The organism is Devosia oryziradicis, from assembly GCF_016698645.1.
Taxonomy (GTDB): domain Bacteria; phylum Pseudomonadota; class Alphaproteobacteria; order Rhizobiales; family Devosiaceae; genus Devosia; species Devosia oryziradicis.
Genome location: NZ_CP068047.1, coordinates 1,440,908 through 1,461,636, shown reverse-complemented (window position 1 = coordinate 1,461,636; position 20,729 = coordinate 1,440,908). Strand labels below are relative to the sequence as shown.

Below are 20,729 nucleotides of genomic sequence, written 5' to 3'. Positions count from 1 at the left end.
TGCTAGCTCCCCCGATAGGTGGAATAGGCGAAGGGGCTGACCAGCAGCGGCACGTGATAGTGCTTGTCTTCCGAAATCGTGAAGCGGATAGGCACTACGTCGAGGAATGGTGCTTCGAGTTCGACGCCCAGCCGTTCGAAATACTGCCCGACATGGAAGTGAATCTCGAACTCGCCATGCTGGAACTGGTCCTCGTCCAGCAGCGGCTGATCCACCCGTCCATCGGCATTGGTGTAGCTGTCGGCGATATGGTGATTGTGGTCACCATGCACGAACAGCAATTCGAGACGCATGCCCCGCGCCGGCTTGCCGTGCATGGTATCCAGGACATGAGTCGTAAGGCGTCCACTACCCGCCATCTGCTGCTCCGTATATCGTCCCCGAAGCACGAGACTATCGCATCGCGACCGATGCGCAATGCTCATTTTTTACCATCTGGTCCATTTTTGAGCATCTGCTTGCGCTCTGCCCAATTCATACTGCCGGTATCACCAGACAAGAGCTTACCGATGCGCTACCCCCGCGACATGCACGGCTACGGCCCCAACCCGCCCCATGCCAACTGGCCTGGCGGCGCCCATGTTGCGGTGCAGTTCGTGCTCAACTACGAAGAGGGCGGCGAGAACAATATCCTGCATGGCGATGCGGGTTCGGAGGCCTTCCTGGCCGACGTGGTCGGGGCAGTACCCTGGCCGGGGCTGCGGCACTGGAACATCGAATCCATGTACGAATACGGTGCGCGCGCCGGCTTCTGGCGGCTGCACAAGCTTTTCACCGAGGCGCAGCTGCCCGTCACCATCTATGGAGTCGCCACCGCGCTGATGCGTGCCCCGGCGCAGCTTGCGGCGATGCAGGCGGCCGGCTGGGAGATTGCCAGCCACGGCTACAAGTGGGTCGAACACAAGGACATGCCCCCCGATATCGAGCGGCAACAGATCGCCGAAGCCATCCGGCTACACACCATCGCAACGGGGGAGCGGCCGCGTGGCTGGTATACCGGGCGCTGCTCGCTCAACACGGTCGACCTCGTTTCCGAGGAGGGCGGCTTTGCCTATATCTCGGATACCTATGATGATGATCTGCCCTATTGGCGAGTACATCTGGGCCGGCCCCAGCTGATCATCCCCTACACGCTCAGCGCCAACGACATGCGCTTCGTCACCGCTTCGGGCTTCGGCAATGGCGAGGAATACTTCCAGTTTCTCAAGGACAGCTTCGATTGCCTCTATGCCGAGGGCAAGGCAGGTTCGCCCAAGATGATGTCCATCGGCCTCCACTGCCGGCTGGTGGGTCAGCCCGGCCGCTACCAGGCCCTCAAGAAATTCGTCGACTACATCAAGGGTTTCGACAAGGTGTGGATCCCGACCCGCCTGGCAATTGCCGAACACTGGGCGAGGGAACATCCCTATGTCGCGCCGGAGGTGGTTCCGTCTGATCTCGACCAAGCCGAGTTCGTTGCTCGCTATGGCTCCATATTCGAGCATTCTCCCTGGATCGCGGAGCGTGCCTGGGCCGGTGAACTCGCCCCGGCCAACGATACCGCCATTGGCCTCCATTTCGCTTTGCGCACGCAGTTCCGCATGGCGACGCCGGAAGAACGGCTCGCCGTGCTGCGCGCCCACCCCGACCTCGCCGGCAAGCTGGCCGCCGCCAGACGACTGACCGAGGCGTCGACAGCCGAACAGGCGTCGGCCGGGCTCGACGCGCTTACGGACGGCGAGCGCGCGCGCTTCACCGAACTCAACGAACACTATGTCGAGAAATTCGGCTTCCCCTTCATCATCGCCGTGCGCGACAACACCAAGGCCTCGATCCTCGCCGCCTTCGAGCAGCGCATCAACAACAGCGCGGAGACAGAATTTGCCACGGCCTGCGCGCAAGTGGAGCGGATCGCGCTGCTGAGGTTACAGGCGGCTTTGCCGTGAGGCCCTAGCCGTTCATCGCATCCGGGTCGAAGCCGATTGCGGTACCATCCCGGAACAGGCCCAGCATCAGGGCGAACAGGCTCAGCCACGGCAAGTGGTGCTGTAGCCAGGCCTGGGGCGCGACGCCATTATGGGTATTGGACTGATCCATACCCCCAGCATCGCGCCAAAGTTTGAAGAAAGAGTAACCCTAACAAGGTGTTACCATGCAGTAGCTCCCAGGGAGCCTGGTGGGGTCAACGCCGGTGAAGCTCTGTCCGGCGCGCGCAGTGCCCTACTTGTAGAATCCCTCGCGCAGGTTGATGCCGTGCTCGATATAGACCTTGAGCGCGCAGAGCATGCCGGTCCAGCCCTCGCAATTGCCGAAGGCGGCTTTCCGCGCGGCCTGGGTGTCGCGCCAGCCGGTCTCGGCGATGGTCACCAAGGTGCGGCCATCTTCGAGAGCCTCGAAGGTCATGGTGACCGTGGTGTCATAAGCGCCACCCTGGTCGGGCGTACCGTCGGCGGCGCCCCAATGCAGCACGACCTTTCGGTCCGGCACCACCTCGATGACATGCACCGGAAACGCGCCGGGGAAATCATGGAAATCCCAGGTCACGGTCGCCCCAGTCTCCAGCCGACCCTTCGCCCCGCCGGTGGTGAAATAGCCACTAAGCTGCTTGGGATCGACCACGGCCTCGAAGACCTCGTGCACCGGCTTGCTGATCCGGCCCGACACCCGAAACTCCGGTGCCTGCCGGGCACCGCGGCTTTCTACTGCTCGCATTCTGTCCTCCTTCAACTCGCCTGCTTGACCGCGCTCGTCTCAATGAACGACTTGAGACTGCCGCCGAAATAGTAGTTCCAGCCCTGCGAACAGTCCTCGAAGCATTCCTTCTGCGGCACAAGGCCGACATGGGTAATGCGCACTTCCGTCCCGCCGGCAACCGGCGTGATGTCGAAGACGATGTCGGTGCCGGTCCATTCTGAAGGGTCGGCCACGAAGTTGATCGCCCCATCCACCACGTGCCAGGCAACCTTGCGGCCTGGCATCAGTTCGGTCACCCGCTGACGCGAGGCATGCAGGTCCTTGAAACGGTACGTAAACTCTCCACCGATCCGATCGGCGTCGCCCTCGATTTCGCCACCCCACCAATCGCGCACCGCGACGATGGCGGCATAGACCGCTGCCGGATCGGACTTCACCACGAAATGCGACGTGTAATCATTCTGATTCATTTGCTCTGCCGGCCCGCGCCGTTCCCTCGAAAATCACCAAAAAATCCGCAGGGAGACCCACCTCCCGCTTGACCTGGGGCAACATATGTTATAAAAATATAACATGTCAACCGAAGACGAAAACGACCTGATTTTCAAGGCTCTGGGCCACCGCTCGCGGCGGCGGATCGTCGATCTGCTGAAGCTCGAGCCGCGCACCACCGGCATGCTGTGCGACCTGATGCCGGAGTTGGACCGCTGCACGGTGATGCAGCATCTGGGCGTGCTCGAAGAGGCTGGTCTGGTCGTGGCCGAGCGGCGCGGTCGCGAGCGCTGGAATTACCTCGACGCCCTGCCCATCCATGCCATCCACGAGCGCTGGATCGGCCCTTACGCCGCCTATGCGACGTCGATGCTGAGCAAGCTCAAGAGCCAGGTCGAAACGCCCGCCTGACTTGCGGCCCGCGTGCCGAGGCGCTATGCGCGATGTCATCGGGAGGGCCCATGTACACACTCTATGTCGCCAACAAGAACTACTCGTCCTGGTCGCTGCGCCCCTGGGTGCTGATGCGCGAACTGACCATCCCCTTCGACGAGCAGGTCCGCCCCTTCACCGACGGCCCTGCGCTCGCCTTTGGCGATGTCTCCCCGAGCGGTCGCTTCCCCTGCCTGGTCGATGGCGACACGGTGGTCTGGGACTCACTCGCCATCACCGAATATCTCGCCGAGTCCCATCCGACGGTCTGGCCGGCCGACAAGGTTGCCCGCGCCTTCGCCCGCTCGGCAGCAGCCGAGATGCATTCAGGCTTCGGCAGCCTGCGCAATGTCTGCGGCATGAATGTCGGCATTCGCGTGGAACTGGCATCCATCCCCGACGGGCTCGCTAGCGACCTTGCCCGCCTTGACGCACTCTGGACCGAGGGCCTGACCCGCTTCGGTGGCCCGTTCCTCGCCGGCAGCCGCTTCAGCGCCGTCGACGCCTTCTTCACCGCCGTCGCCTTCCGCATCCAGAGCTACGACCTCAAGCTCAGCGCCCCGGCCCGCGCCTATGCCCAGCGCCTGCTCGACCTGCCGTCCATGCAGGATTGGTACCAGGCCGCCGTCAAGGAAACCTGGCGCAAGCAGGCCTATGAGCGCGAAGCCCTTGCCGCCGGCCGCATCGTCGCCGATTATCGTGCGACCGCCTGAGGAATCCCATGGCCGATACCACCTACGCCTCGCCAGCAGCGGGCCTGCCCCCACAAGCCGCTCTCCACACCGGACGTGCCGTCTTCACCGAGGCTTATGCCCTCATCCCGCACGGGGTTATGCGCGACATCGTTACCAGCTACCTGCCGCACTGGGACCAGACCCGGGCCTGGGTGATCGCCCGACCGCTCACAGGATTCTCCGAGACGTTCTCGCAATACATCATGGAAGTGATGCCCGGTGGCGGCAGCACCCGGCCCGAGCCCAATCCGCAGGCCGAAGGGGTGCTGTTTGTCGTCGATGGCCAAGCCAGCCTGACGGTCGAAGGCAAGACCCACCTGCTCAAGCCTGGCGGCTACGCCTTCCTGCCGGCCGGCTGCGCCTGGAGCCTGGCCAACAAGGGCAGCTTCCCCGTCCGCTTCCACTGGGTGCGCAAGCGCTACGAAGCGGTCGATGGCATCGAGGCACCGACCGCCTTCGTGGCCAACGAGCAGGATGAACCCATCATCTGGATGCCCGGCACCAACAATACCTGGGGCACGACCCGCTTCGTCGATCCCACCGATTTGCGCCACGACATGCATGTGAACATCGTCACGCTCGAACCCGGTGCGGTCATTCCCTTCGAGGAAACCCATGTCATGGAGCACGGCCTCTACGTCCTCGAAGGCAAGGCCGTCTATCGCCTCAATCGGGATTGGGTCGAAGTCGAGGCCGGCGACTTCATGTGGCTGCGCGCCTACTGTCCCCAGGCCTGCTACGCCGGCCCGAGCCGGTTCCGCTACCTCCTGTACAAGGACGTTAACCGCCACATGAAGCTGGACCTCTAGTCATGGGCACGATCGTGGTCGAGCCGCTGACATCGGCGGCCTTCGCGCCGTTCGGCCAGGTCATCGAGACTGCGGGCGCGCACCACTATCCCATCAACAATGGCATGACCGAGCGCTACCACGACCTGGCGCGGGTCGAACTGGGTGGTGTCCATGCCCGCCCACTGATTTCCATCTTCCGGGGCGAACCCTATGCTTTGCCGCTGAGCCTCAGGCTGGTCGAACGCCATCCGCTCGGCAGCCAGGCGTTCTACCCGCTGTCTGCCAATCCCTGGCTGGTCATCACTGCCGAAGACGAGGCCGGCACGCCGGTTCGGCTCCGCGCCTTCCAGCCCGCCCCGGGTCAGGGCGTCAACATCGCCATGAACACCTGGCATGGCGTGCTGACCCCGCTCGATGTTGCAAGCGAATATCTCGTCGTCGACCGCGGTGGCGAGGGCAACAACCTCCAGGAGCATCACTTCGCCGAACCCTGGACGATAACCCGCTAGTCACTGCGTCCCGGCCACGGCCTCGCAACTGTCACCCCGCTGCGCTATGCTCGGCAAAACGGAGGTCGCCATGAGGCTGGTCCGCATTCTCGTCGCCCTGCTTGCATTTGCTCTGGCCGCGCCGGCCATGGCCGAGGACGTCACCTTTTCCGGCCTGGTGACCTTTCGCGAGCGCATGGTGCTGCCATCGGACGCGGCCCTAACGGTCACCCTGGTGGGCCTGCCCGCCCAGCAGCATATTGCCTCCGCTCATGCCGATCTGGGCAACAAGGCCGGATCGCCGATCCAGTTCACGCTCAACGTCCGCAGCGACGTGATCGATGCCGATGGCCAGTATGGCCTCGTCGCCGAAATCTGGAGCGCTGGGTATGTCATCTTCCGCAGTGCGCAGCCGGCGGTTGTCGACCGCGACGAGCCGGCAGGCAACGTGATCGAGGTGCAGTTTTCCCCACCTCCGCCGCACGACCCACCCGAGCAGATTCTGCCCCCCGTGGACACGCCCAATCCGCTGCTCGATGTCCTCTGGACCGTCACCAGCATCGGCGGTGAACCCGTGCTGCCACAGACCAACGTGACCCTGTCGATTGCGGCCGATCACCGGGCCGGTGGCAATGGGGGCTGCAACAACTACTTCACCGAAGCCAGCTTCGAGACGCCGCCGCTGACCTTCGGTCCGATCGCCGGCACGCGCATGGCCTGCGATCCCGCCGTCATGGCACAGGAGGCGCGTTTCTTTGCCGCCCTGGACGCTACGGTCGGTTACGAATTGATGGGCGACGCCCTCAAGCTGTTCGATGCGGCCGGCATCCCCCTTGCAGGGCTCGTTCGCACGCCCTGAGTCTGGTCTATTCGTGGGTCTGGATCGTCAGCACTTCGCTGCGCGGCACATCGGCGAACGAGGCGGCGAAGGTCAGGAAGCTGATTGCCAGGGCAAACAGGGCGGTGAGCAGAAGCTGGGTCATCTTGGATATTCCGGACATGGCGTTGACGCTTGGGCTGGCTTGGCCGTCATGGCTTCGTCAGCGATGCGCTCCTCTAATCAACCCGCTTTGAACCGCAGACCAATGCCCCATTAATCTGCCGTTCAGAATGTCGGTTGCCGCATGCCTGCCATGTTTCGGCGAACCAAAATCCGCACCGCGCGTTGCCCATCTGGATCATCTCGCGGAAGGCTCAGTGATGTCGATCGATGCGGTTACCCCCCATGCAATTCCCCAACTGGCGATCTTCACCGATTTCGATGGCACGCTTGTCGAGATCGCCGAAACGCCCGACGCCGTTGAGGTGCCCGACACCTTGGCTCAGCAGCTCGAGCGCGCGGTGCGCGAACTCGACAGTGCCTTTGCCGTTCTGACGGGCAGGGAAATCGCCGATATCGACCGCTATCTGGCGCCCCTCCACCTGCCTATTGCCGGTGCCCACGGTACCCAACGCCGCCGTGCCGACGGCGTCGTCGAAACCGTCGATCCGGCTATCGTCCTTGCCGCCGAGGAAATTGCTCACGCTGTTTCGCCACTTGTTCAGGCAAACCCCTCCCTTCTTCTCGAAAACAAGGAAGGCGCGGTAGCGCTGCATTTCCGCCAGGCGCCCGAGCTGGAAACCGCTGTTCGCATCGCCATGGAAGAAGCGGTTCACGCCGTCACTGACTTCACCCTGGTCCCTGGCAAGATGGTCCTCGAGGCCCGGCCACGTGCCGCCAGCAAGGGTGAGGCGCTGCGCGCTTTCATGCGCGAGGAGCCCTTCCTAGGCCGTACCCCCATTTTCATCGGCGACGACACGACCGATGAAGACGCCTTCATCGCCGCCCAGGACCTGGGTGGCGTCGGCATCAAGCTGGGCGAAGGCGACACGGCCGCGCGCATGCGCATCGCTAATGTCGCCTCAGTGCATGCGCTGATTCAGGGGCTGGGCGATATCGCCGCGCGTGATCGCGAAGTGGCGCTAATGCACTGACTGGACTGAACTGGGGCATTTCATGAGCCGTATTATCGTCGTTTCCAACCGAACGCCGGGCAAGGGTCCGGCGGCCGGTGGCCTTGCGGTCGCGCTCCGCAAAACCCTGGCCGAGCGGGAAGGCTTCTGGTTCGGCTGGTCCGGCAAGCTGGTCGACACCCCAGCGACAGACGTCCGCTTCGAGGACATCGACGGGCTTTCTGTGGCTCAGATCGACCTGACGCGCGATGACCACCACGCCTATTATGCCGGCTTCTCCAACTCCATTCTATGGCCCAGCTTCCACCTGCGGCTCGACCTCGCCACCATCGAGGCGCATTGGTACGAGGGCTATCGCCGGGTCAACCAGCAGTTCGCCCATGCCTTGCTGCCGCTGTTGAAAGCGGACGACATCATCTGGGTTCATGACTATCACCTGATCCCGCTCGCCAGCGAACTGCGCAACCTGGGCGCACGGAACCGCATCGGCTTCTACCTGCATATTCCGTTCCCCACCTCCGATGCCCTCTACGCCATTCCGCACCACCAAGAGCTCATGCGCGACCTCTCGCGCTACGACCTGGTCGGCATGCAGGCCCTGAGGGACGTCGCTGCATTCACCGAATTTGCCGAGCATCAGGCGCCCGCGACCTTATCAGGCTCGCCGCTCCAGGCGATCGACTTCGGCCGCACCGAGGTCGACGCTTTCCCCATCGGCTCGGACCCCGATGCCTTCGCGCGGCTGGCGACCAGCCCAGCGGCCAACAAGATGGTCAAGCGCATGGAGCTCGCGCTCCATGGCCAGCAACTCATCCTTGGAGTGGACCGGCTCGACTATTCCAAGGGCCTGCCGCAGCGTGTGGAAGCCTACGAGAAGCTCCTGGCCAACGACCCGCGCTTCCGCCGCCAGGTCCACATGCTGCAGGTCGCGCCACCCTCCCGCGACACGATCAAGGAATACCAGGCCACCAGCGACGCGCTCGACGCCATCTGCGGCCGGGTGATGGGACGGTTCGCCGAGCCCGACTGGCAGCCTCTGACCTATGTGAAGCGCGCCTATGGCCAGCCAAGCCTCGCTGGCCTCTATCGCCTGGCCCGGGTCGGCCTGGTGACGCCGCTGCGCGACGGCATGAACCTCGTCGCCCACGAGTATGTGGGCGCGCAGGACCCGGAGGATCCGGGCGTGTTGGTCCTCTCCCGTTTCGCCGGTGCGGCGGAGATCTTTGAAGATGCCATCCTGGTCAATCCCTTCGACACCGACGAAACCGCCGAAGCCCTGCGCATGGCTCTCGACATGCCGCGCGACGAACGCATCGCCCGCTGGCAGGGCCTGATGGCCGCCGCCCGCAACCACAATGTGGAGGATTGGTCGAAGAGCTTCCTCGAACGCCTCGCTCCGGCCTCGGCTAGAGGAACGGCTACGCGAGACATCCTGTATCTGGCGTCGGTGGCGTAACGCGCTTCCCTCACTGCAGCCACGGACTTCCCGACGCTGCCAGCAACGTCACCAGCATGCGATTGACCGGCGTAGGTATCCCATGCTTTTCGCCCAGCCGCACGATGACGCCATTGCGCGCATCGACCTCCATCGGGTGGCCGGCAAGCCGGTCGGCATGCAGCGAACCGGCCACCGAGCCTTCGGGCGAGGTCCGGGCATTGTCGACCACGCCATCGATAACCGATTGCGGGATGGTGGCACCCTCCGCACGGCCCACGGCGGCGCATTCCTCGGCTAGTGCACGCACAATGGCCTCGAGCTCCGCGCTCCAGACCGGCCCCGTTGCCCGCAATGTCAGCGACGGAACGATGGCCCCGCAATTGCCGCATAGCTTGATCCAGGCACGCGAGATGAAATCGGGATCGGCCACCGCCTCGATCCCGGTATGCGCGAAAAGCGCCACCAGCGCGTCGCCATTGTCTCCCGCCGGAACCCAGATGAACCCCTGCCGGCTCTGCACGATCCGGCCCGGCGCGCTGCGCACCGCTGGCAGGTTGATGATGACCGGCACAAGCCGCTCGGGCGGCACCAGGTGCTGGAACAGCCGCACCTGCTCGACGCCGTTCTGGATAATGCCGACCCGCGTCCCCTGCACCACCAGCCGATCGAGCCAGGGCCTGGTTGACTCCACATCATAGGCCTTGGTCGCCACCAGCACCCAGTCGACCGGCTCGGCACCGGCCGGATCGGTCAATACCTTCGGCTTTGCGGTGAGAACCCGGCCGGGCGTTTCCACCCTCAGATCCTCCAGCGGCGTGCGAGCGCAGAGCGTGATCGCAAAATCGGAGTCCTGCGCCAGCCAGGCCGCGACCGTGCCGCCGATCGCGCCGGGTCCGATGATGGCGATAGAGGTCATGGCAGCTCCAAACAAAAGGGCGGCCACCGGGGCCGCCCTCTTCATATATCGATTCCTCGCGGACAGTTATGCACGGCCGCGCTGGCGATCGGCATTGGACCGGCCGCCGCTGCGCACCGCATCCTTCTGCGCCTTGCCCCAGCGTTGCTTGCCGGCAGCGGGCTTGGCAGCCACAGGCTTGCCCTCGACCGGACGGGTGCGCGGCGCATCGGGCCGGCCACGAACGCCCTCCGCAGCCGGGCGGCTGCGCGGCGTATCGGACGGCTGGTGATGCGGCTGGCTCTTGCTCCCGACTTCCTTGGCGAATTCGGCGAACGGTCGACGCTCGGCCGGCGAGCGGCGGTCGGTCTGGTCCTTGCGCGGGTTCTTGGCCGAGCGCGGGCCCGGACGACCGCCCGAAGGCTTCTTGTAGGCCGAACGCGGCGCCTCGACGACGCCGGTGTCGTTGCCGGTATGGAGGTCACCAGAGACCGGCAACGTACGGCGGATCAGGCGTTCCACGTCGCGCAGCTTGCCGCGCTCGGTGCCATCGCACAGGGTAATCGCCGTGCCGGATGCGCCGTTGCGGCCGGTGCGGCCGATGCGGTGGACATAGTTCTCCGGATCGTCGGGCAGTTCATAGTTCACCACATGGGTGATGCCCGGCACGTCGATGCCACGCGCCGCGATATCGGTGGCGACGAGGATCCGCACGTCGCCGGTGGCAAAGCCCTTGAGGGCCGCCTGGCGCGCATTCTGGCTCTTGTTGCCATGGATGGCAGCAGCCTTGTGGCCGTCGATCTCCAGATTCTTGGCGACACGGTCGGCACCATGCTTGGTACGCGAGAAGATGATCACGCGTTCCATATTCTCTTCGGTGCTGGCCAGCAGTTCGTTGAGCACGCCGCGCTTGGCCTTGGCGCCCGAGAGGATGACGCGCTGGTCGATCTTGACCACGGTGGAACCGGCAACCGAAGCATCCACGCGCACCGGATCCTGCAGCAGGCTCTTGGCGAGGTCGGCGACATCAGGGGCCATGGTGGCCGAGAACATCATCGTATGGCGCTTGATGCCGATCGCCTTGACGATGTGGCGCACCGGGGCAATGAAGCCCATGTCGAGCATCCGGTCAGCTTCGTCCAGGACCAGCCAGCGGGTTTCGTTGAGGCGGATCTTGCCGTCGTCCATCAGGTCCTTCAGGCGACCCGGGGTAGCGACGGTGATGTCGACGCCGCGCTCGAGGCGCTTGACCTGGTGGTAGCGCGACACGCCGCCCAGCAGCAGCACGGTATCGAGTTTCATCTTGGAGCCGGCAAACTTGCGCAGGTTCTCGTCGATCTGCACCGCCAGCTCGCGGGTCGGCGCCAGGATCAGCGCACGGGTGGTCAGCGGCCGCGGGCGGCCATTGAGGGTCAGGATGCCGGCAAGGATCGGCAAGCCGAAGGCAGCCGTCTTGCCCGAACCCGTCTGGGCGATGCCCATCATGTCCCGGCCCTCGAGGAGCTTGGGAATGGCCTGGGCCTGGATCTTGGTGGGCTCGGTGAAGCCGCCGGCAGTCAGGCTGTCGGTGAGAATGGTCGGCAGGCCGAGGGAAATAAAGTCGTTCAAGTGTACACGTCTTTCTGCGCCGATAGGGCGCTTGCGAGCGCGCAGAACAGTGCAGCGCGCAAATCGCCATTCCCTGGGGAACGGCGGATCAACAGGTGCAATCGGGCGATAAGGGAGATATCGCGCGGGTGCTGGCTCGAACCCGGACATCCTGCCGAACAGGGTAGTTTCCGGGCTGACTTCGCCGCTCACCGCAGGGGATAAGAAGAGAAGTCCGTCACCAAATTTCTAGCGCCAGCGGATCCAACAAAGGTCCATGCGCCGGTGACGATGGGGCTGATATGGGTGATGGCGCCTGAAATAGCAAGGAAATTCGGGGCGGCGCGCTGCATGGCCGGGTTGCGCGCTACCTCTCCCTCACGGGGAGAAGGTCGAATGCTCAAATCCCCCCATACCAATCATACCCCTGGTCCGGCCAATAGCCGCCCTTGCCCTTGCCGAACGGCGTCAGGTCGTCGACCAGCTCGATCGTGTGGAGATATTTCGGCTGCTTGTAGCCCAGCGCCCGCTCGATCCGCAGGCGGATCGGGGCGCCATTGCTGACCGGCAGCACCTGGTCGTTGAGCCCGTAGCTGAGGATCGTCTGCGGATGGTAGGCATCCACCAGGTCGCTGCTCTCGTAGTAGAGAATGTCGCCCGACAGCGTCCGCTGGATATTGTCGTAGCAGTGATAGACGCAGAACCTGGCCTGCGGCTTTACGCCCGCCATATCGAGCACCGGTCCCAGTGGCGTGCCGGTCCACTTGGCGATGCAGCTCCAGCCCTCGACGCAGTCGTGCCGGGTGATCTGGCTGCGCATGGGCATATTGCGCAGCTCGGCCAGCGAGAAGCTCACTTCGCGCTCGACCATCCCCTTGATGGTCAGGCGATACGGCTCGAAATTCTGCATCTTGAGGAACATGTATTCCGGCGTCGATGGGTCGGTGGACCCGTTCGGCCGTTGCCCCTGGCGGATTTCGCTGGCCGAATACTCGCGGGCCAGCACCTGGTCGCCGATCAGCGTGCGCTGCACGTTGTAGGTCAGCACATTGGCCTGTTCCATCACGTGGCGGACCGAGTTGGTCTTGTCGCCCAGGAAGTTGAACTGGTCGCAACCGGCCAGGATCAGCCCCGAACCGGCCACTGCGGAACTGCGCAGGAAATTGCGGCGGGTGATGAGCCGGCTCATGGTCTGTCTCCTTCGGCGGTGGGCGTGCCGGGGCTGGCGCGATACCAGCCCGTGATCATCGAGCGCAGTTCGTTGATCGGCCCTGCGGCCAACACCATGATGATGTGAATGAGGAAAAAGCCCAACAGTAGCGCCATGGTGATGAAATGAATGGTCCGCGCCGTCTGCCGCCCGCCGAAAAGGTCGAGCAGCCACGGCCAGGCCGCGTCCATGCCAGGGCTCATGGTCAGCCCCGTCAGCACGATCAGCGGGAAGAGAATGAAGAACACCCCGAAATAGGCCAGCTTCTGCAGCGGACCATAGCTCCGGCCATGGTGGAAGCGTAGCGTGGCGTGGTCGGCGATGTCCCTGGGCACGCCGGCAATGTCCGACGGCCGGGGCACGATGTCCCGGCGGATGTGCCCGTTGATGAAGCTGGCGACAAACCAGATCATGATCGTGGCCACGAATATCCAGCCGAAGAAGAAATGCACCACCCGGCCGGTGCCGAGGTCGCGGTAGCCGGGGATGGTCACCGATCCGGGGAAGGCGGTAAAGGTCGGCCGCTCCGGCGTACCGCTGAGCCCCAGCCCAAGCGCCGTGCTGTCGAAACTGTTGCCGAATATGGTGGTCTGACCGCGCGGACCGGCATCGGTATTAACAGCGCCGATCTCGAGGATGGCGTTCTCGAATTCGAAGCCGGATTGCTGCCCAATGTAAAGGGCCGGGTGGGCATTGAAGATTTGCAGACCCGTCAGCAGCAGGAAAAACAGGCAGATCGCCCAGGTCCAGTGGGTCACGCGCGTCCAGATCGACTGGCGATAGATCAGCGGGCCCTTGCCGGGCGGCAGTTCATTGGCTTCGCTCATTCCATCCCCTTGAGCATCGAGGCCACCTGCCCCGCGCTGGCAGTAACGGAGCTGCGCGGGACAAATGATGCATAGCACGGAAATTTATTTGGTGGCGGGTGCCATCGCGTCGGCAGGAGCCATGGCATCGGCGGGAGCCATTGCGTCCGGCGCCATCGCATCGGCTGGGGCCATGGCATCGGCGGGCGCCATTGCATCGGCGGGCGCCATCGCCCGGTCGATCGCCCCCATCACATCCATGCCCGCATGGAGGCCATGACAGGCCGAAGTGGCTGCATACTGCGCTGCCGGAAAGGTGATGGCGCCGGCCTGCTCCATGCAGAGCTTGAACTCATCGTCAGTGAGCGGCGTCATCGCCGGCGCCATCGCATCGGTGGCCATCGCATCGGTTGCCATGGCGTCCTCGGCGAATGCTGCGGGAACGGTCGAGAAGGCGAGCGCAAGGGTGGCGGCCAGCGACAGGCCGCGAAGGGTACTGAACATGAAGGGTCTCCCTGGATCGATCCCGCCCCAGTGGCAGGCGATCATGCCACCCCATTCGACCAGGCAGCCAACTCGGTTACCTGTTCACGACGACGTGATCGTCACTTCGTCATTCCCTCTCTCGGTGGCAGCGTGTAACCATCCTGATGGCTGCCACGAATGGATGGATAATGCAGACTGATCCGACCGAGATGCGATTGCGGGATTTGATGCTCGCCTCGCTCGACGGCGATGCTGCGGCCTATCGCACGCTGCTGTCAGAACTCGGCCGTCACCTGCGTCCGTATTTTACCCGGCGGCTCACCCCTGCCTTTGCATCGCACGCGGAGGATCTCGTGCAGGAGACCCTGCTGGCAGTTCACACAAGGCGCATGACCTATGACCGCAACCGGCCATTCACGGCCTGGCTGCACGCGGTCGCGCACCATAAGTTCGTCGACCACGTGCGCCGCCAGTCCATCCGCCTCACCGTCCCGCTTGAGGACGATGCCCCCATCTTCGCCCATGACGACAACGCCGACGCCTTGGCGCGCCGCGATCTCGACGTCGTGCTTGACGCCGTTCCCGCCCGCACCGGCGATCTAATCCGCCGCACCAAGGTCGATGGCGCTTCCGTCGCCGAGGCCGCCGCAGCCCACGGCATCTCCGAAACAGCCGCGAAGGTCTCCATTCACCGCGGCCTCAAGGCGCTCGCCGCGCGTTTCGCGGGGGGCTCGAAATGACCGACGACCTCATCGCCCGCCTTTCGACCGATCTCAAGCCGGTGCGCCGCATGGCCATGGCACGGCTGCTGGTGGGTGCCACCCTGCTCAGCACGGTCGTCGCCATCGTCGCCATGAACATGTGGCTGGGCATGCGTCCGGACATGGACAGCGCCATGGCCACCATGAACTTCTGGACCAAGTTCACCTATACGCTGTCGGTGGCCCTGCTCGGTGGCGTCGCCACGCTGGCCCTGGCTCGTCCCGATGGCCGCACACGCTGGCCCTGGTATATCGCTTCGGCGCTGCTCGCCTTGCTGGTGATCCTGGCGTTCTACCAGCTGGTCCGCGCCGAACCGGACGACGTGATGCCGCTCATTGTCGGCGGCACCTCGATGGTCTGCCCCTGGCGCATCGTGGTGCTGGGCCTGCCCATCCTGTTCGGTGCCATCCTTGCCCTGCGCCGTCTCGCCCCGCGCAGCCCAACCCTTGCCGGCTTCGCCGCCGGTATCATGGCCGGCGGCGCCGGCGCCTGGGTCTATTCCTTCGCCTGCGCAGAAACGGGCATGATGTTCCTGGCGCTGTGGTACACGCTGGGGATCGTCATCGTCGGCGTGATCGGAGCGGTGCTGGGCCGGTTTTTGCTGCGCTGGTAAGCGCTAACACGTTACCCACCCAGCCCTCGCCGCCTACTCCTCCCGCGCCGCCCAGTTTATCCCCCGCCGCATGATCGTCGCCATCTCCAGCACGTCAAATTCCTTGGCCTGGTGGCCCAGCGTCGAGTGGAACACCCGGCCCTTGCCGTGCATGCGCTTCCACGCCACCGGCATCTTCACGCCCGAGATCCAAGGCGCGTGATCGCCCGTGAAGGTCGTGGTCGCCAGCACGTGGTTGGAGGGGTCCACATGCATGTAATATTGCTCGGACGTGTAGGGGAATGACTTGATCCCGGCCATGATGGGGTCCAGCGGGTCGGCCACGTCCACCGTGTAGTCGATGATATTGCCGGGATGGGCCACCCACTGCCCGCCCACCATGAACTGGTAGTCCACCGCCTCGCGGAAGGCATCGCTCATGCCGCCATGGTGACCGGCCAGCCCTACCCCGCCTTCGACCGCCTTGGTGAGGTTCTCGACCTCTTCCTTCTCGATCTTGCTCATCGTGAAGATGGGGATGATCAGGCTCAGCTCATGAATGGACGGATCGGCAAACGCGCTGGTTTCCGTCGCCATGCGCACGGAAAACCCGTCCTCGTGCAGCCATCGCCGATAGATGGCGGCGCATTCCTCCGGATCATGCCCGGACCACCCGCCATAAACGATTAGAGCGCTCTTCATGCCGCCAACTCCGCAAATCAACGGCGCGGAGAATACCTGACGAAACTGCTAAAGAAACCCCGGCAATCACGCCGGTACGGCAACGCCCCAATGTGCGCGGGCAAAGGCCCAGCTGCGTAGCACCATGAAATTGACCCCCGAGGTCAAGGCGATGACCACGATAGAGGCAAATACCGTGGGCAGGGCCAGCACGCCATGCACGATGAAGGAAAACAGCGCCGCCAGCACGAGCGCCATGAACTGAACCGCCATGTAGCGCGGCAGCGCCTGGCTATGCGGAGCGTCCGAATTGAACGAATAGCGTCGGTGCAGCACGTAAACCGGCACGATCAGTGCGGCATAGCAGGCTGCGTTGGTGAGCCATTCGGCAATGCCGGTATTGAGCCAGATCACCGCTGTCGACAACACCACGAAGGCGCCCGCGCCCGCAGCGCCGATCGCCAGGAAGCCGATCAGCCCGTCCAATAGCGGCGCGCGCGACTGCGAAGGCATGTCGCGCATCAGGCTCTGCAAGGCTGCACTCATCGGCTGGTCCTTCTGGTCTTTCGAGTCCGGCACCAGACTAGCGTCCCTGCCTTTCCCGCCGGTTTATCTGTCCCGCCGCACGCTGATGTTCTTGCGGCATGGTTGACCGATATTGAAGCCCCATTCCTGCATACGCGTCATGAACGCCACATGACCGCGAGAGATTTGACCAACAGGTCCACTTTTCACTGTCACAAAAGACTGGTTAACTCGTCCCATTGCCTGGCCGATGCGCGGGACCGCACATGTCGAGCCCAATGTCCGCAAAAGCCCGGACTGCCAAAGCAAACAAAGGGATACAGGGATGAAACGATTGCTCCTCGGCGCCACGGCGCTCACCCTCTGCGCCGGTTTTTCTGGCGTGGCTTACGCGGATTTCACGCTCAACATCCTGCACATCAACGATTTCCACTCCCGCTTCGACCCCATCACGGGCAGCAATTCCGATTGCGATGCGGAGACGGACGCTGCGGGGGAGTGCTTTGGCGGCATAGCCCGCCTCAAGACCATCATCGACGATACCCGCGCCAAGTATGACGGGCAGAACTCCCTGCTCCTGTCGGCTGGCGACAACTTCCAGGGTTCGCTCTACTACACCACTTACAAGTCCAAGGTCGTTTCGGACTTCTTCAACCAGATGGGCTTCGACGTGGTCGCGACCGGCAACCACGAATTCGACGATGGCCCGGAAGAATTCCTCAAATTCATCGAAGCCGCCGAATTCCCAATCATTGGTGGCAATTTCGACGTCTCCAAGGATCCCAGCCTCGCCGGCAAGATCGAAGGCTCGATCGTGCTCGATATCGGCGGCGAGAAGGTCGGCATCATCGGCGCGACCACGGAGGACACGCCCGATATCGCCTCGCCCGGCCCTAATATCGAGTTCAACGACGTCTTTGAATATGTGCGGTCCACCGCGGCGGCGCTGGACGCGGCAGGGGTCAAGAAGATCATCCTGCTCAGCCACATCGGCTACACGGTCGATCTGCAGCTTGCCGCGGATGTGCCTCTGGTCGACGTGATTGTCGGCGGCCACAGCCACTCCCTGCTCGGATCGATGGAAGGCGCCGTCGGCCCCTACCCCACCATGGTCAAGAATCCCGATGGCGTGGAAGTGCCGGTGGTGCAGGCCAACCAGTACGGCAAGTATCTGGGCGATATCGCCATCACCTGGGACGACAATGGCGTCGTGACCAAGGCCGAAGGCGAACCCTTCCTGATCGACGCGTCAGTGACCGGCGACGAGGACTTCAAAGGTCAGCTCGCGGCCCTCGCGGCGCCGATCAAGGAAGCCATGAACGTGGTGATCGGTACCACAACCGGACCGATCGACGGCGCGCGCGAATCCTGCCGGGCCGTCGAATGCCAGATGGGCAATCTGGTGACCGATGCCATGCTCGACAGCGTCGCCGAGCAGGGCATCACCATCGCCTATATCAGCGGTGGCGGGCTGCGCGCATCCATCGATGCCGGTGAGATCACCAAGGGCGATATCATCACGGTACTGCCCTTCTCCAACACCCTGGCCACCGTCGATCTGTCTGGCGCGGACATCATCGATGCCCTGGAAAACGGAGTGAGCGATATCGAGAACGGCGCCGGCCGCTTCCCGCAGGTTGCCGGGCTGAAATTCTCGTTCGACATCAGCAAGCCGGTGGGCGAGCGCGTCAGCGACGTGCTGGTCAAAAAGGGCGAGGAGTTCGTGCCGATCGACGAGGCCGCCACCTATACCATCGTTACCCATGACTATCTGCGCACCGGTGGCGACGGTTACGGCACCTTCGCCGAGGGCGATAATGCCTATGACTTCGGACCGCCGCTCGACCAGGTCGTGGAGCAGTACATCGCCAAGCTGGGCGGTGAATACACGCCCTATACCGACGGCCGCATCACCGCGATCAAGTGATCGCCGGTTGCCGAAAATACGAAGGGCGCCCATTGGGCGCCCTTTTTCTTTTGTGTCGAGCGCGGATCACCCGCGCGCCAGCTGACGCCACGCCAGCAGGATGATGACCGCGCCAACGATGGCGCCGATGAAGTTGGCCCCGTCGCCCGGGCCGTACCAGCCGATGGCCTGGCCCAGCCATGTCGCCAGGACTGAGCCGACGATGCCCAGCACTGTGGTGAGGATGAAGCCGGCAGGCTTCTTGTCGCCTGGCGTAATCCACTTGGCGATGAGGCCGGCGAGGAAGCCGATGATGATGGCCCAGATAATACCCATTTGACGCTCCTTGTCAGCCTTGCAGCAATAAGTCGGAACCGCGAGCCCCGGTTGCAAGACCCCGAGGTCCAGGCCCCGTGACCAGCAAACGCTACGCGCGACCCGGAGGAAGTTGCACCGATTGTGATCAGTTTTTGTGCAACGGATGACCGGTCGGTCCGTTGAGGCGCTGTTCAAGTGGGGGGCATAATCCCACTGAGGAGTTCCAAATGAAGAAGACCATCATCGCGACCACCATCGCCGCACTGCTGAGCGCCAGCGCCCTGCCGGTCCTGGCGCAGGATGCTGGCGTGCAGGTCGATACCGGTGCGGGCGTTACGGTTGACACCCCCGCTGTCGACGCCGCGGCGGGTGTCGATGCCAACGCCAAGGCAAATGCCAACGCCAATGCAGGTGGCATGTCCGACAACACCTATGGCTCGGTCGTTTCGTCCATCAAGGGCTCGGCCGACGTCGATCTGACCACCGTCACCGAAGAGGCCAACATCACCATCGTGCTGCTGTCCTCGCTCCAGGGCAATGCCGCAAACGAGGCCGCTGCGCTGGATGAGGCGCTAACCGCCAATGCCGATGGCATGACGACGCTGCACACCAACATCGACGGCAACGCCGCCATCAAGGCCAAGCTGGAGGCCGAAGGCCACACAAGCGCCGACGTGGTGGCGGTCAAGAGCAATGCCGATGGCTCTGTCATCGTCTATGTGGACGATCGCGCCTAACCATCGCTCAGGCGAAGATGACCCCGGCCGCCCGGCCGGGGTTTTCATTTGATCGCCCCAAGGCCATGGCCCGCCATGTCCAGGGCCGGCGCAAACAAAAAGGCCCGCTTCACCGCGGGCCTTTCATCGTCTGACCGGATCAGACCCTGTGCTCGGTCCGATCGCGATCGGTAACCGTCGCTAGGTCCAGCACCTTCTGGATGTTGGTGGCATGGCGGAAGCTGGGTTCCAGATTCTTGCCAGCGCGGAAAGCCTCGACGAACCGCATGTAGTTCGTCGGCACCGGATCGACCGCCACTTCGGTCCAGGTCCCGGTTTCGGCATCGGGCCCCAGGCAGGTGAACAGCTTACTCCAGTCGTGCCGATGCTGGATTTCGACCGAACCGAGTTCCCCATAGATGCGGAGCCGAAGTTCGTTGAAGTGGCCCGTGGCCCAGCGCGTGGCATGAATCACCCCCAGCGCGCCGTTTTCGAGCTGCGCCGTCATGGCGAAGCTGTCATTGGCGTCCAGGTCATACTCGCCGATCTGGTTGTTCTCGGCCTTGTCGAACGTCTCCAACCGGCAAAAGACCTTGGAGAAGTCGCTGCCGGCACCATAGGCGGCGAAGTCCAGGATATGGACACCGATATCGCCAAGCACGCCGTTGGAGCCATGCTTCTTGCTCAGCCGCCACAACCACTGTGACTCGGTGCGCCAGTCGCCCCAGGCCTTGGAAACCAGCCAGCTCTGCAGGTAGCTTGCCTCGAAGTGCTTGACCTTGCCGACCTGGCCGGACCGCACGATATCGCGCGCCTTCTGCAGTTGGCTGACATTGCGATAGGTGAGGTTGACCATGTTGATCAGCCCGAGGCTCTCGGCCAGTTCCGTCATCTCCATGGCCTTGGCATGGTCTGTCGCCAGCGGCTTCTCGCAGAACACATGCTTGCCGGCCTTGAGCGCGGCAATCGTGGTCGGATGGTGGATCGAGTCGGGGGTCACATTGGCGACCGCGTCGAACTCGCCCCAGGCCAGCGCGGCATCCAGCGAACCGAAGCCGCGCTCGATATTGTGCGTGGTGTTGAATGCCTCGACGCGCGCAGGATCGACGTCCACGCCACCCGCCAGGGTCACGCCCTCGATTGCCGCGAAATGCTTGGCATGCTGGTTGGCCATGCCGCCGGTACCCAGGATGAGGATACGCATCTGATAGAATCCTTGGCCACGCCGTGGCCGATAGCAGTTT

25 protein-coding genes are annotated in these 20,729 nt (G+C 63.7%); 12 read left to right on the top strand and 13 right to left on the bottom strand.

Annotated elements, in window-relative coordinates:
* Positions 1-2: 2 nt before the first annotated feature.
* Positions 3-359, bottom strand: coding sequence for a hydroxyisourate hydrolase (uraH, locus tag JI749_RS07340; RefSeq protein ID WP_201661627.1), 357 nt, complete (start codon positions 357-359; stop codon positions 3-5).
* A gap of 150 nt (positions 360-509) precedes the next feature.
* Here uraH and puuE point away from each other — a divergent pair, with 150 nt between their 5' ends.
* On the top strand, positions 510-1,925 hold the full coding sequence (puuE, locus tag JI749_RS07335) for an allantoinase PuuE (RefSeq protein ID WP_201661613.1): 1,416 nt from the start codon (positions 510-512) through the stop codon (positions 1,923-1,925).
* Between the two features lie 4 nt (positions 1,926-1,929).
* Here puuE and JI749_RS07330 read toward each other — a convergent pair whose 3' ends face one another.
* The 3 genes from JI749_RS07330 to JI749_RS07320 form a co-directional block, all read right to left on the bottom strand.
* The gene (locus tag JI749_RS07330) at positions 1,930-2,076 is read right to left on the bottom strand and encodes a hypothetical protein (RefSeq protein ID WP_201661610.1); all 147 of its coding nucleotides are present in this window, start codon (positions 2,074-2,076) and stop codon (positions 1,930-1,932) included.
* A 123-nt stretch (positions 2,077-2,199) separates the two neighbouring features.
* Positions 2,200-2,691: an SRPBCC family protein gene (locus tag JI749_RS07325; protein ID WP_201661607.1), complete on the bottom strand. Its 492-nt coding sequence runs from the start codon at positions 2,689-2,691 to the stop codon at positions 2,200-2,202.
* A gap of 11 nt (positions 2,692-2,702) precedes the next feature.
* Positions 2,703-3,143, bottom strand: coding sequence for an SRPBCC family protein (locus tag JI749_RS07320; protein ID WP_201661604.1), 441 nt, complete (start codon positions 3,141-3,143; stop codon positions 2,703-2,705).
* Positions 3,144-3,246: 103 nt separating this feature from the next.
* On the opposite strand from JI749_RS07320, the gene JI749_RS07315 reads away from it, so the two are divergent.
* From JI749_RS07315 to JI749_RS07285, 7 genes are all read left to right on the top strand, one after another.
* A complete protein-coding gene (locus tag JI749_RS07315) occupies positions 3,247-3,576 on the top strand; it encodes an ArsR/SmtB family transcription factor (RefSeq protein ID WP_201661600.1) in 330 nt (109 codons plus the stop codon).
* Positions 3,577-3,626: 50 nt separating this feature from the next.
* Positions 3,627-4,310, top strand: a complete 684-nt coding sequence (locus JI749_RS07310) for a glutathione S-transferase family protein (RefSeq protein WP_201661598.1) — start codon at positions 3,627-3,629, stop codon at positions 4,308-4,310.
* 8 nt (positions 4,311-4,318) lie between these two features.
* On the top strand, positions 4,319-5,140 hold the full coding sequence (locus JI749_RS07305) for a bifunctional allantoicase/(S)-ureidoglycine aminohydrolase (RefSeq protein WP_201661593.1): 822 nt from the start codon (positions 4,319-4,321) through the stop codon (positions 5,138-5,140).
* Between the two features lie 2 nt (positions 5,141-5,142).
* A complete protein-coding gene (locus tag JI749_RS07300; protein WP_201661589.1) occupies positions 5,143-5,631 on the top strand; it encodes an ureidoglycolate lyase in 489 nt (162 codons plus the stop codon).
* A 70-nt stretch (positions 5,632-5,701) separates the two neighbouring features.
* A complete protein-coding gene (locus tag JI749_RS07295; protein WP_201661586.1) occupies positions 5,702-6,469 on the top strand; it encodes an META domain-containing protein in 768 nt (255 codons plus the stop codon).
* A gap of 341 nt (positions 6,470-6,810) precedes the next feature.
* A complete protein-coding gene (gene otsB, locus JI749_RS07290; RefSeq protein WP_201661583.1) occupies positions 6,811-7,584 on the top strand; it encodes a trehalose-phosphatase in 774 nt (257 codons plus the stop codon).
* A 22-nt stretch (positions 7,585-7,606) separates the two neighbouring features.
* Positions 7,607-9,019 (top strand): alpha,alpha-trehalose-phosphate synthase (UDP-forming), encoded by a 1,413-nt coding sequence (locus JI749_RS07285; protein ID WP_201661567.1) that lies wholly within the window; start codon positions 7,607-7,609, stop codon positions 9,017-9,019.
* A gap of 10 nt (positions 9,020-9,029) precedes the next feature.
* Here JI749_RS07285 and JI749_RS07280 read toward each other — a convergent pair whose 3' ends face one another.
* The 5 genes from JI749_RS07280 to JI749_RS07260 form a co-directional block, all read right to left on the bottom strand.
* Positions 9,030-9,917 carry a 2-dehydropantoate 2-reductase gene (locus tag JI749_RS07280; protein ID WP_201661564.1) on the bottom strand — a complete coding sequence of 296 codons (888 nt, stop codon included), beginning with the start codon at positions 9,915-9,917 and terminating at the stop codon, positions 9,030-9,032.
* Between the two features lie 66 nt (positions 9,918-9,983).
* Positions 9,984-11,504: a DEAD/DEAH box helicase gene (locus tag JI749_RS07275; RefSeq protein WP_233280891.1), complete on the bottom strand. Its 1,521-nt coding sequence runs from the start codon at positions 11,502-11,504 to the stop codon at positions 9,984-9,986.
* Positions 11,505-11,883: 379 nt separating this feature from the next.
* Positions 11,884-12,672: a molybdopterin-dependent oxidoreductase gene (locus JI749_RS07270; RefSeq protein WP_201661562.1), complete on the bottom strand. Its 789-nt coding sequence runs from the start codon at positions 12,670-12,672 to the stop codon at positions 11,884-11,886.
* Positions 12,669-13,520 (bottom strand): cytochrome b/b6 domain-containing protein, encoded by an 852-nt coding sequence (locus tag JI749_RS07265; protein ID WP_201661557.1) that lies wholly within the window; start codon positions 13,518-13,520, stop codon positions 12,669-12,671. Before JI749_RS07265 ends, JI749_RS07270 begins: the two co-directional genes overlap by 4 nt.
* A gap of 84 nt (positions 13,521-13,604) precedes the next feature.
* Entirely contained in the window at positions 13,605-14,003 is a 399-nt protein-coding gene (locus JI749_RS07260) for a hypothetical protein (RefSeq protein ID WP_201661554.1), read from the bottom strand.
* A 170-nt stretch (positions 14,004-14,173) separates the two neighbouring features.
* Here JI749_RS07260 and JI749_RS07255 point away from each other — a divergent pair, with 170 nt between their 5' ends.
* Both JI749_RS07255 and JI749_RS07250 read left to right on the top strand, forming a co-directional pair.
* Positions 14,174-14,725 (top strand): sigma-70 family RNA polymerase sigma factor, encoded by a 552-nt coding sequence (locus JI749_RS07255; protein ID WP_233280890.1) that lies wholly within the window; start codon positions 14,174-14,176, stop codon positions 14,723-14,725.
* Positions 14,722-15,360, top strand: a complete 639-nt coding sequence (locus tag JI749_RS07250; protein ID WP_201661551.1) for an NrsF family protein — start codon at positions 14,722-14,724, stop codon at positions 15,358-15,360. Before JI749_RS07255 ends, JI749_RS07250 begins: the two co-directional genes overlap by 4 nt.
* A gap of 33 nt (positions 15,361-15,393) precedes the next feature.
* On the opposite strand, the gene JI749_RS07245 is transcribed toward JI749_RS07250, so the two are convergent.
* Both JI749_RS07245 and JI749_RS07240 read right to left on the bottom strand, forming a co-directional pair.
* On the bottom strand, positions 15,394-16,041 hold the full coding sequence (locus tag JI749_RS07245; RefSeq protein WP_201661548.1) for a ThuA domain-containing protein: 648 nt from the start codon (positions 16,039-16,041) through the stop codon (positions 15,394-15,396).
* A 66-nt stretch (positions 16,042-16,107) separates the two neighbouring features.
* Positions 16,108-16,566, bottom strand: coding sequence for a GtrA family protein (locus JI749_RS07240; RefSeq protein WP_201661544.1), 459 nt, complete (start codon positions 16,564-16,566; stop codon positions 16,108-16,110).
* 304 nt (positions 16,567-16,870) lie between these two features.
* On the opposite strand from JI749_RS07240, the gene JI749_RS07235 reads away from it, so the two are divergent.
* On the top strand, positions 16,871-18,472 hold the full coding sequence (locus tag JI749_RS07235) for a bifunctional metallophosphatase/5'-nucleotidase (RefSeq protein ID WP_201661541.1): 1,602 nt from the start codon (positions 16,871-16,873) through the stop codon (positions 18,470-18,472).
* Positions 18,473-18,538: 66 nt separating this feature from the next.
* Here JI749_RS07235 and JI749_RS07230 read toward each other — a convergent pair whose 3' ends face one another.
* A complete protein-coding gene (locus tag JI749_RS07230) occupies positions 18,539-18,787 on the bottom strand; it encodes a GlsB/YeaQ/YmgE family stress response membrane protein (protein WP_201661538.1) in 249 nt (82 codons plus the stop codon).
* A 209-nt stretch (positions 18,788-18,996) separates the two neighbouring features.
* Between JI749_RS07230 and JI749_RS07225 the strand changes: the two genes are divergently transcribed.
* Positions 18,997-19,506, top strand: a complete 510-nt coding sequence (locus tag JI749_RS07225) for a hypothetical protein (RefSeq protein ID WP_201661535.1) — start codon at positions 18,997-18,999, stop codon at positions 19,504-19,506.
* 139 nt (positions 19,507-19,645) lie between these two features.
* Here JI749_RS07225 and JI749_RS07220 read toward each other — a convergent pair whose 3' ends face one another.
* A complete protein-coding gene (locus JI749_RS07220; RefSeq protein WP_201661532.1) occupies positions 19,646-20,689 on the bottom strand; it encodes a Gfo/Idh/MocA family protein in 1,044 nt (347 codons plus the stop codon).
* Positions 20,690-20,729: the final 40 nt, after the last annotated feature.

What these genes read in the sequence shown, in the direction of transcription:
- uraH (WP_201661627.1), bottom strand. Translation starts at nt 359, where the DNA reads ATGGCGGGTAGTGGACGCCTTACGACTCATGTCCTGGATACCATGCAC.
- puuE (WP_201661613.1), top strand. Translation starts at nt 510, where the DNA reads ATGCGCTACCCCCGCGACATGCACGGCTACGGCCCCAACCCGCCCCAT.
- JI749_RS07330 (WP_201661610.1), bottom strand. Translation starts at nt 2,076, where the DNA reads ATGGATCAGTCCAATACCCATAATGGCGTCGCGCCCCAGGCCTGGCTA.
- JI749_RS07325 (WP_201661607.1), bottom strand. Translation starts at nt 2,691, where the DNA reads ATGCGAGCAGTAGAAAGCCGCGGTGCCCGGCAGGCACCGGAGTTTCGG.
- JI749_RS07320 (WP_201661604.1), bottom strand. Translation starts at nt 3,143, where the DNA reads ATGAATCAGAATGATTACACGTCGCATTTCGTGGTGAAGTCCGATCCG.
- JI749_RS07315 (WP_201661600.1), top strand. Translation starts at nt 3,247, where the DNA reads ATGTCAACCGAAGACGAAAACGACCTGATTTTCAAGGCTCTGGGCCAC.
- JI749_RS07310 (WP_201661598.1), top strand. Translation starts at nt 3,627, where the DNA reads ATGTACACACTCTATGTCGCCAACAAGAACTACTCGTCCTGGTCGCTG.
- JI749_RS07305 (WP_201661593.1), top strand. Translation starts at nt 4,319, where the DNA reads ATGGCCGATACCACCTACGCCTCGCCAGCAGCGGGCCTGCCCCCACAA.
- JI749_RS07300 (WP_201661589.1), top strand. Translation starts at nt 5,143, where the DNA reads ATGGGCACGATCGTGGTCGAGCCGCTGACATCGGCGGCCTTCGCGCCG.
- JI749_RS07295 (WP_201661586.1), top strand. Translation starts at nt 5,702, where the DNA reads ATGAGGCTGGTCCGCATTCTCGTCGCCCTGCTTGCATTTGCTCTGGCC.
- otsB (WP_201661583.1), top strand. Translation starts at nt 6,811, where the DNA reads ATGTCGATCGATGCGGTTACCCCCCATGCAATTCCCCAACTGGCGATC.
- JI749_RS07285 (WP_201661567.1), top strand. Translation starts at nt 7,607, where the DNA reads ATGAGCCGTATTATCGTCGTTTCCAACCGAACGCCGGGCAAGGGTCCG.
- JI749_RS07280 (WP_201661564.1), bottom strand. Translation starts at nt 9,917, where the DNA reads ATGACCTCTATCGCCATCATCGGACCCGGCGCGATCGGCGGCACGGTC.
- JI749_RS07270 (WP_201661562.1), bottom strand. Translation starts at nt 12,672, where the DNA reads ATGAGCCGGCTCATCACCCGCCGCAATTTCCTGCGCAGTTCCGCAGTG.
- JI749_RS07265 (WP_201661557.1), bottom strand. Translation starts at nt 13,520, where the DNA reads ATGAGCGAAGCCAATGAACTGCCGCCCGGCAAGGGCCCGCTGATCTAT.
- JI749_RS07260 (WP_201661554.1), bottom strand. Translation starts at nt 14,003, where the DNA reads ATGTTCAGTACCCTTCGCGGCCTGTCGCTGGCCGCCACCCTTGCGCTC.
- JI749_RS07255 (WP_233280890.1), top strand. Translation starts at nt 14,174, where the DNA reads ATGCAGACTGATCCGACCGAGATGCGATTGCGGGATTTGATGCTCGCC.
- JI749_RS07250 (WP_201661551.1), top strand. Translation starts at nt 14,722, where the DNA reads ATGACCGACGACCTCATCGCCCGCCTTTCGACCGATCTCAAGCCGGTG.
- JI749_RS07245 (WP_201661548.1), bottom strand. Translation starts at nt 16,041, where the DNA reads ATGAAGAGCGCTCTAATCGTTTATGGCGGGTGGTCCGGGCATGATCCG.
- JI749_RS07240 (WP_201661544.1), bottom strand. Translation starts at nt 16,566, where the DNA reads ATGAGTGCAGCCTTGCAGAGCCTGATGCGCGACATGCCTTCGCAGTCG.
- JI749_RS07235 (WP_201661541.1), top strand. Translation starts at nt 16,871, where the DNA reads ATGAAACGATTGCTCCTCGGCGCCACGGCGCTCACCCTCTGCGCCGGT.
- JI749_RS07230 (WP_201661538.1), bottom strand. Translation starts at nt 18,787, where the DNA reads ATGGGTATTATCTGGGCCATCATCATCGGCTTCCTCGCCGGCCTCATC.
- JI749_RS07225 (WP_201661535.1), top strand. Translation starts at nt 18,997, where the DNA reads ATGAAGAAGACCATCATCGCGACCACCATCGCCGCACTGCTGAGCGCC.
- JI749_RS07220 (WP_201661532.1), bottom strand. Translation starts at nt 20,689, where the DNA reads ATGCGTATCCTCATCCTGGGTACCGGCGGCATGGCCAACCAGCATGCC.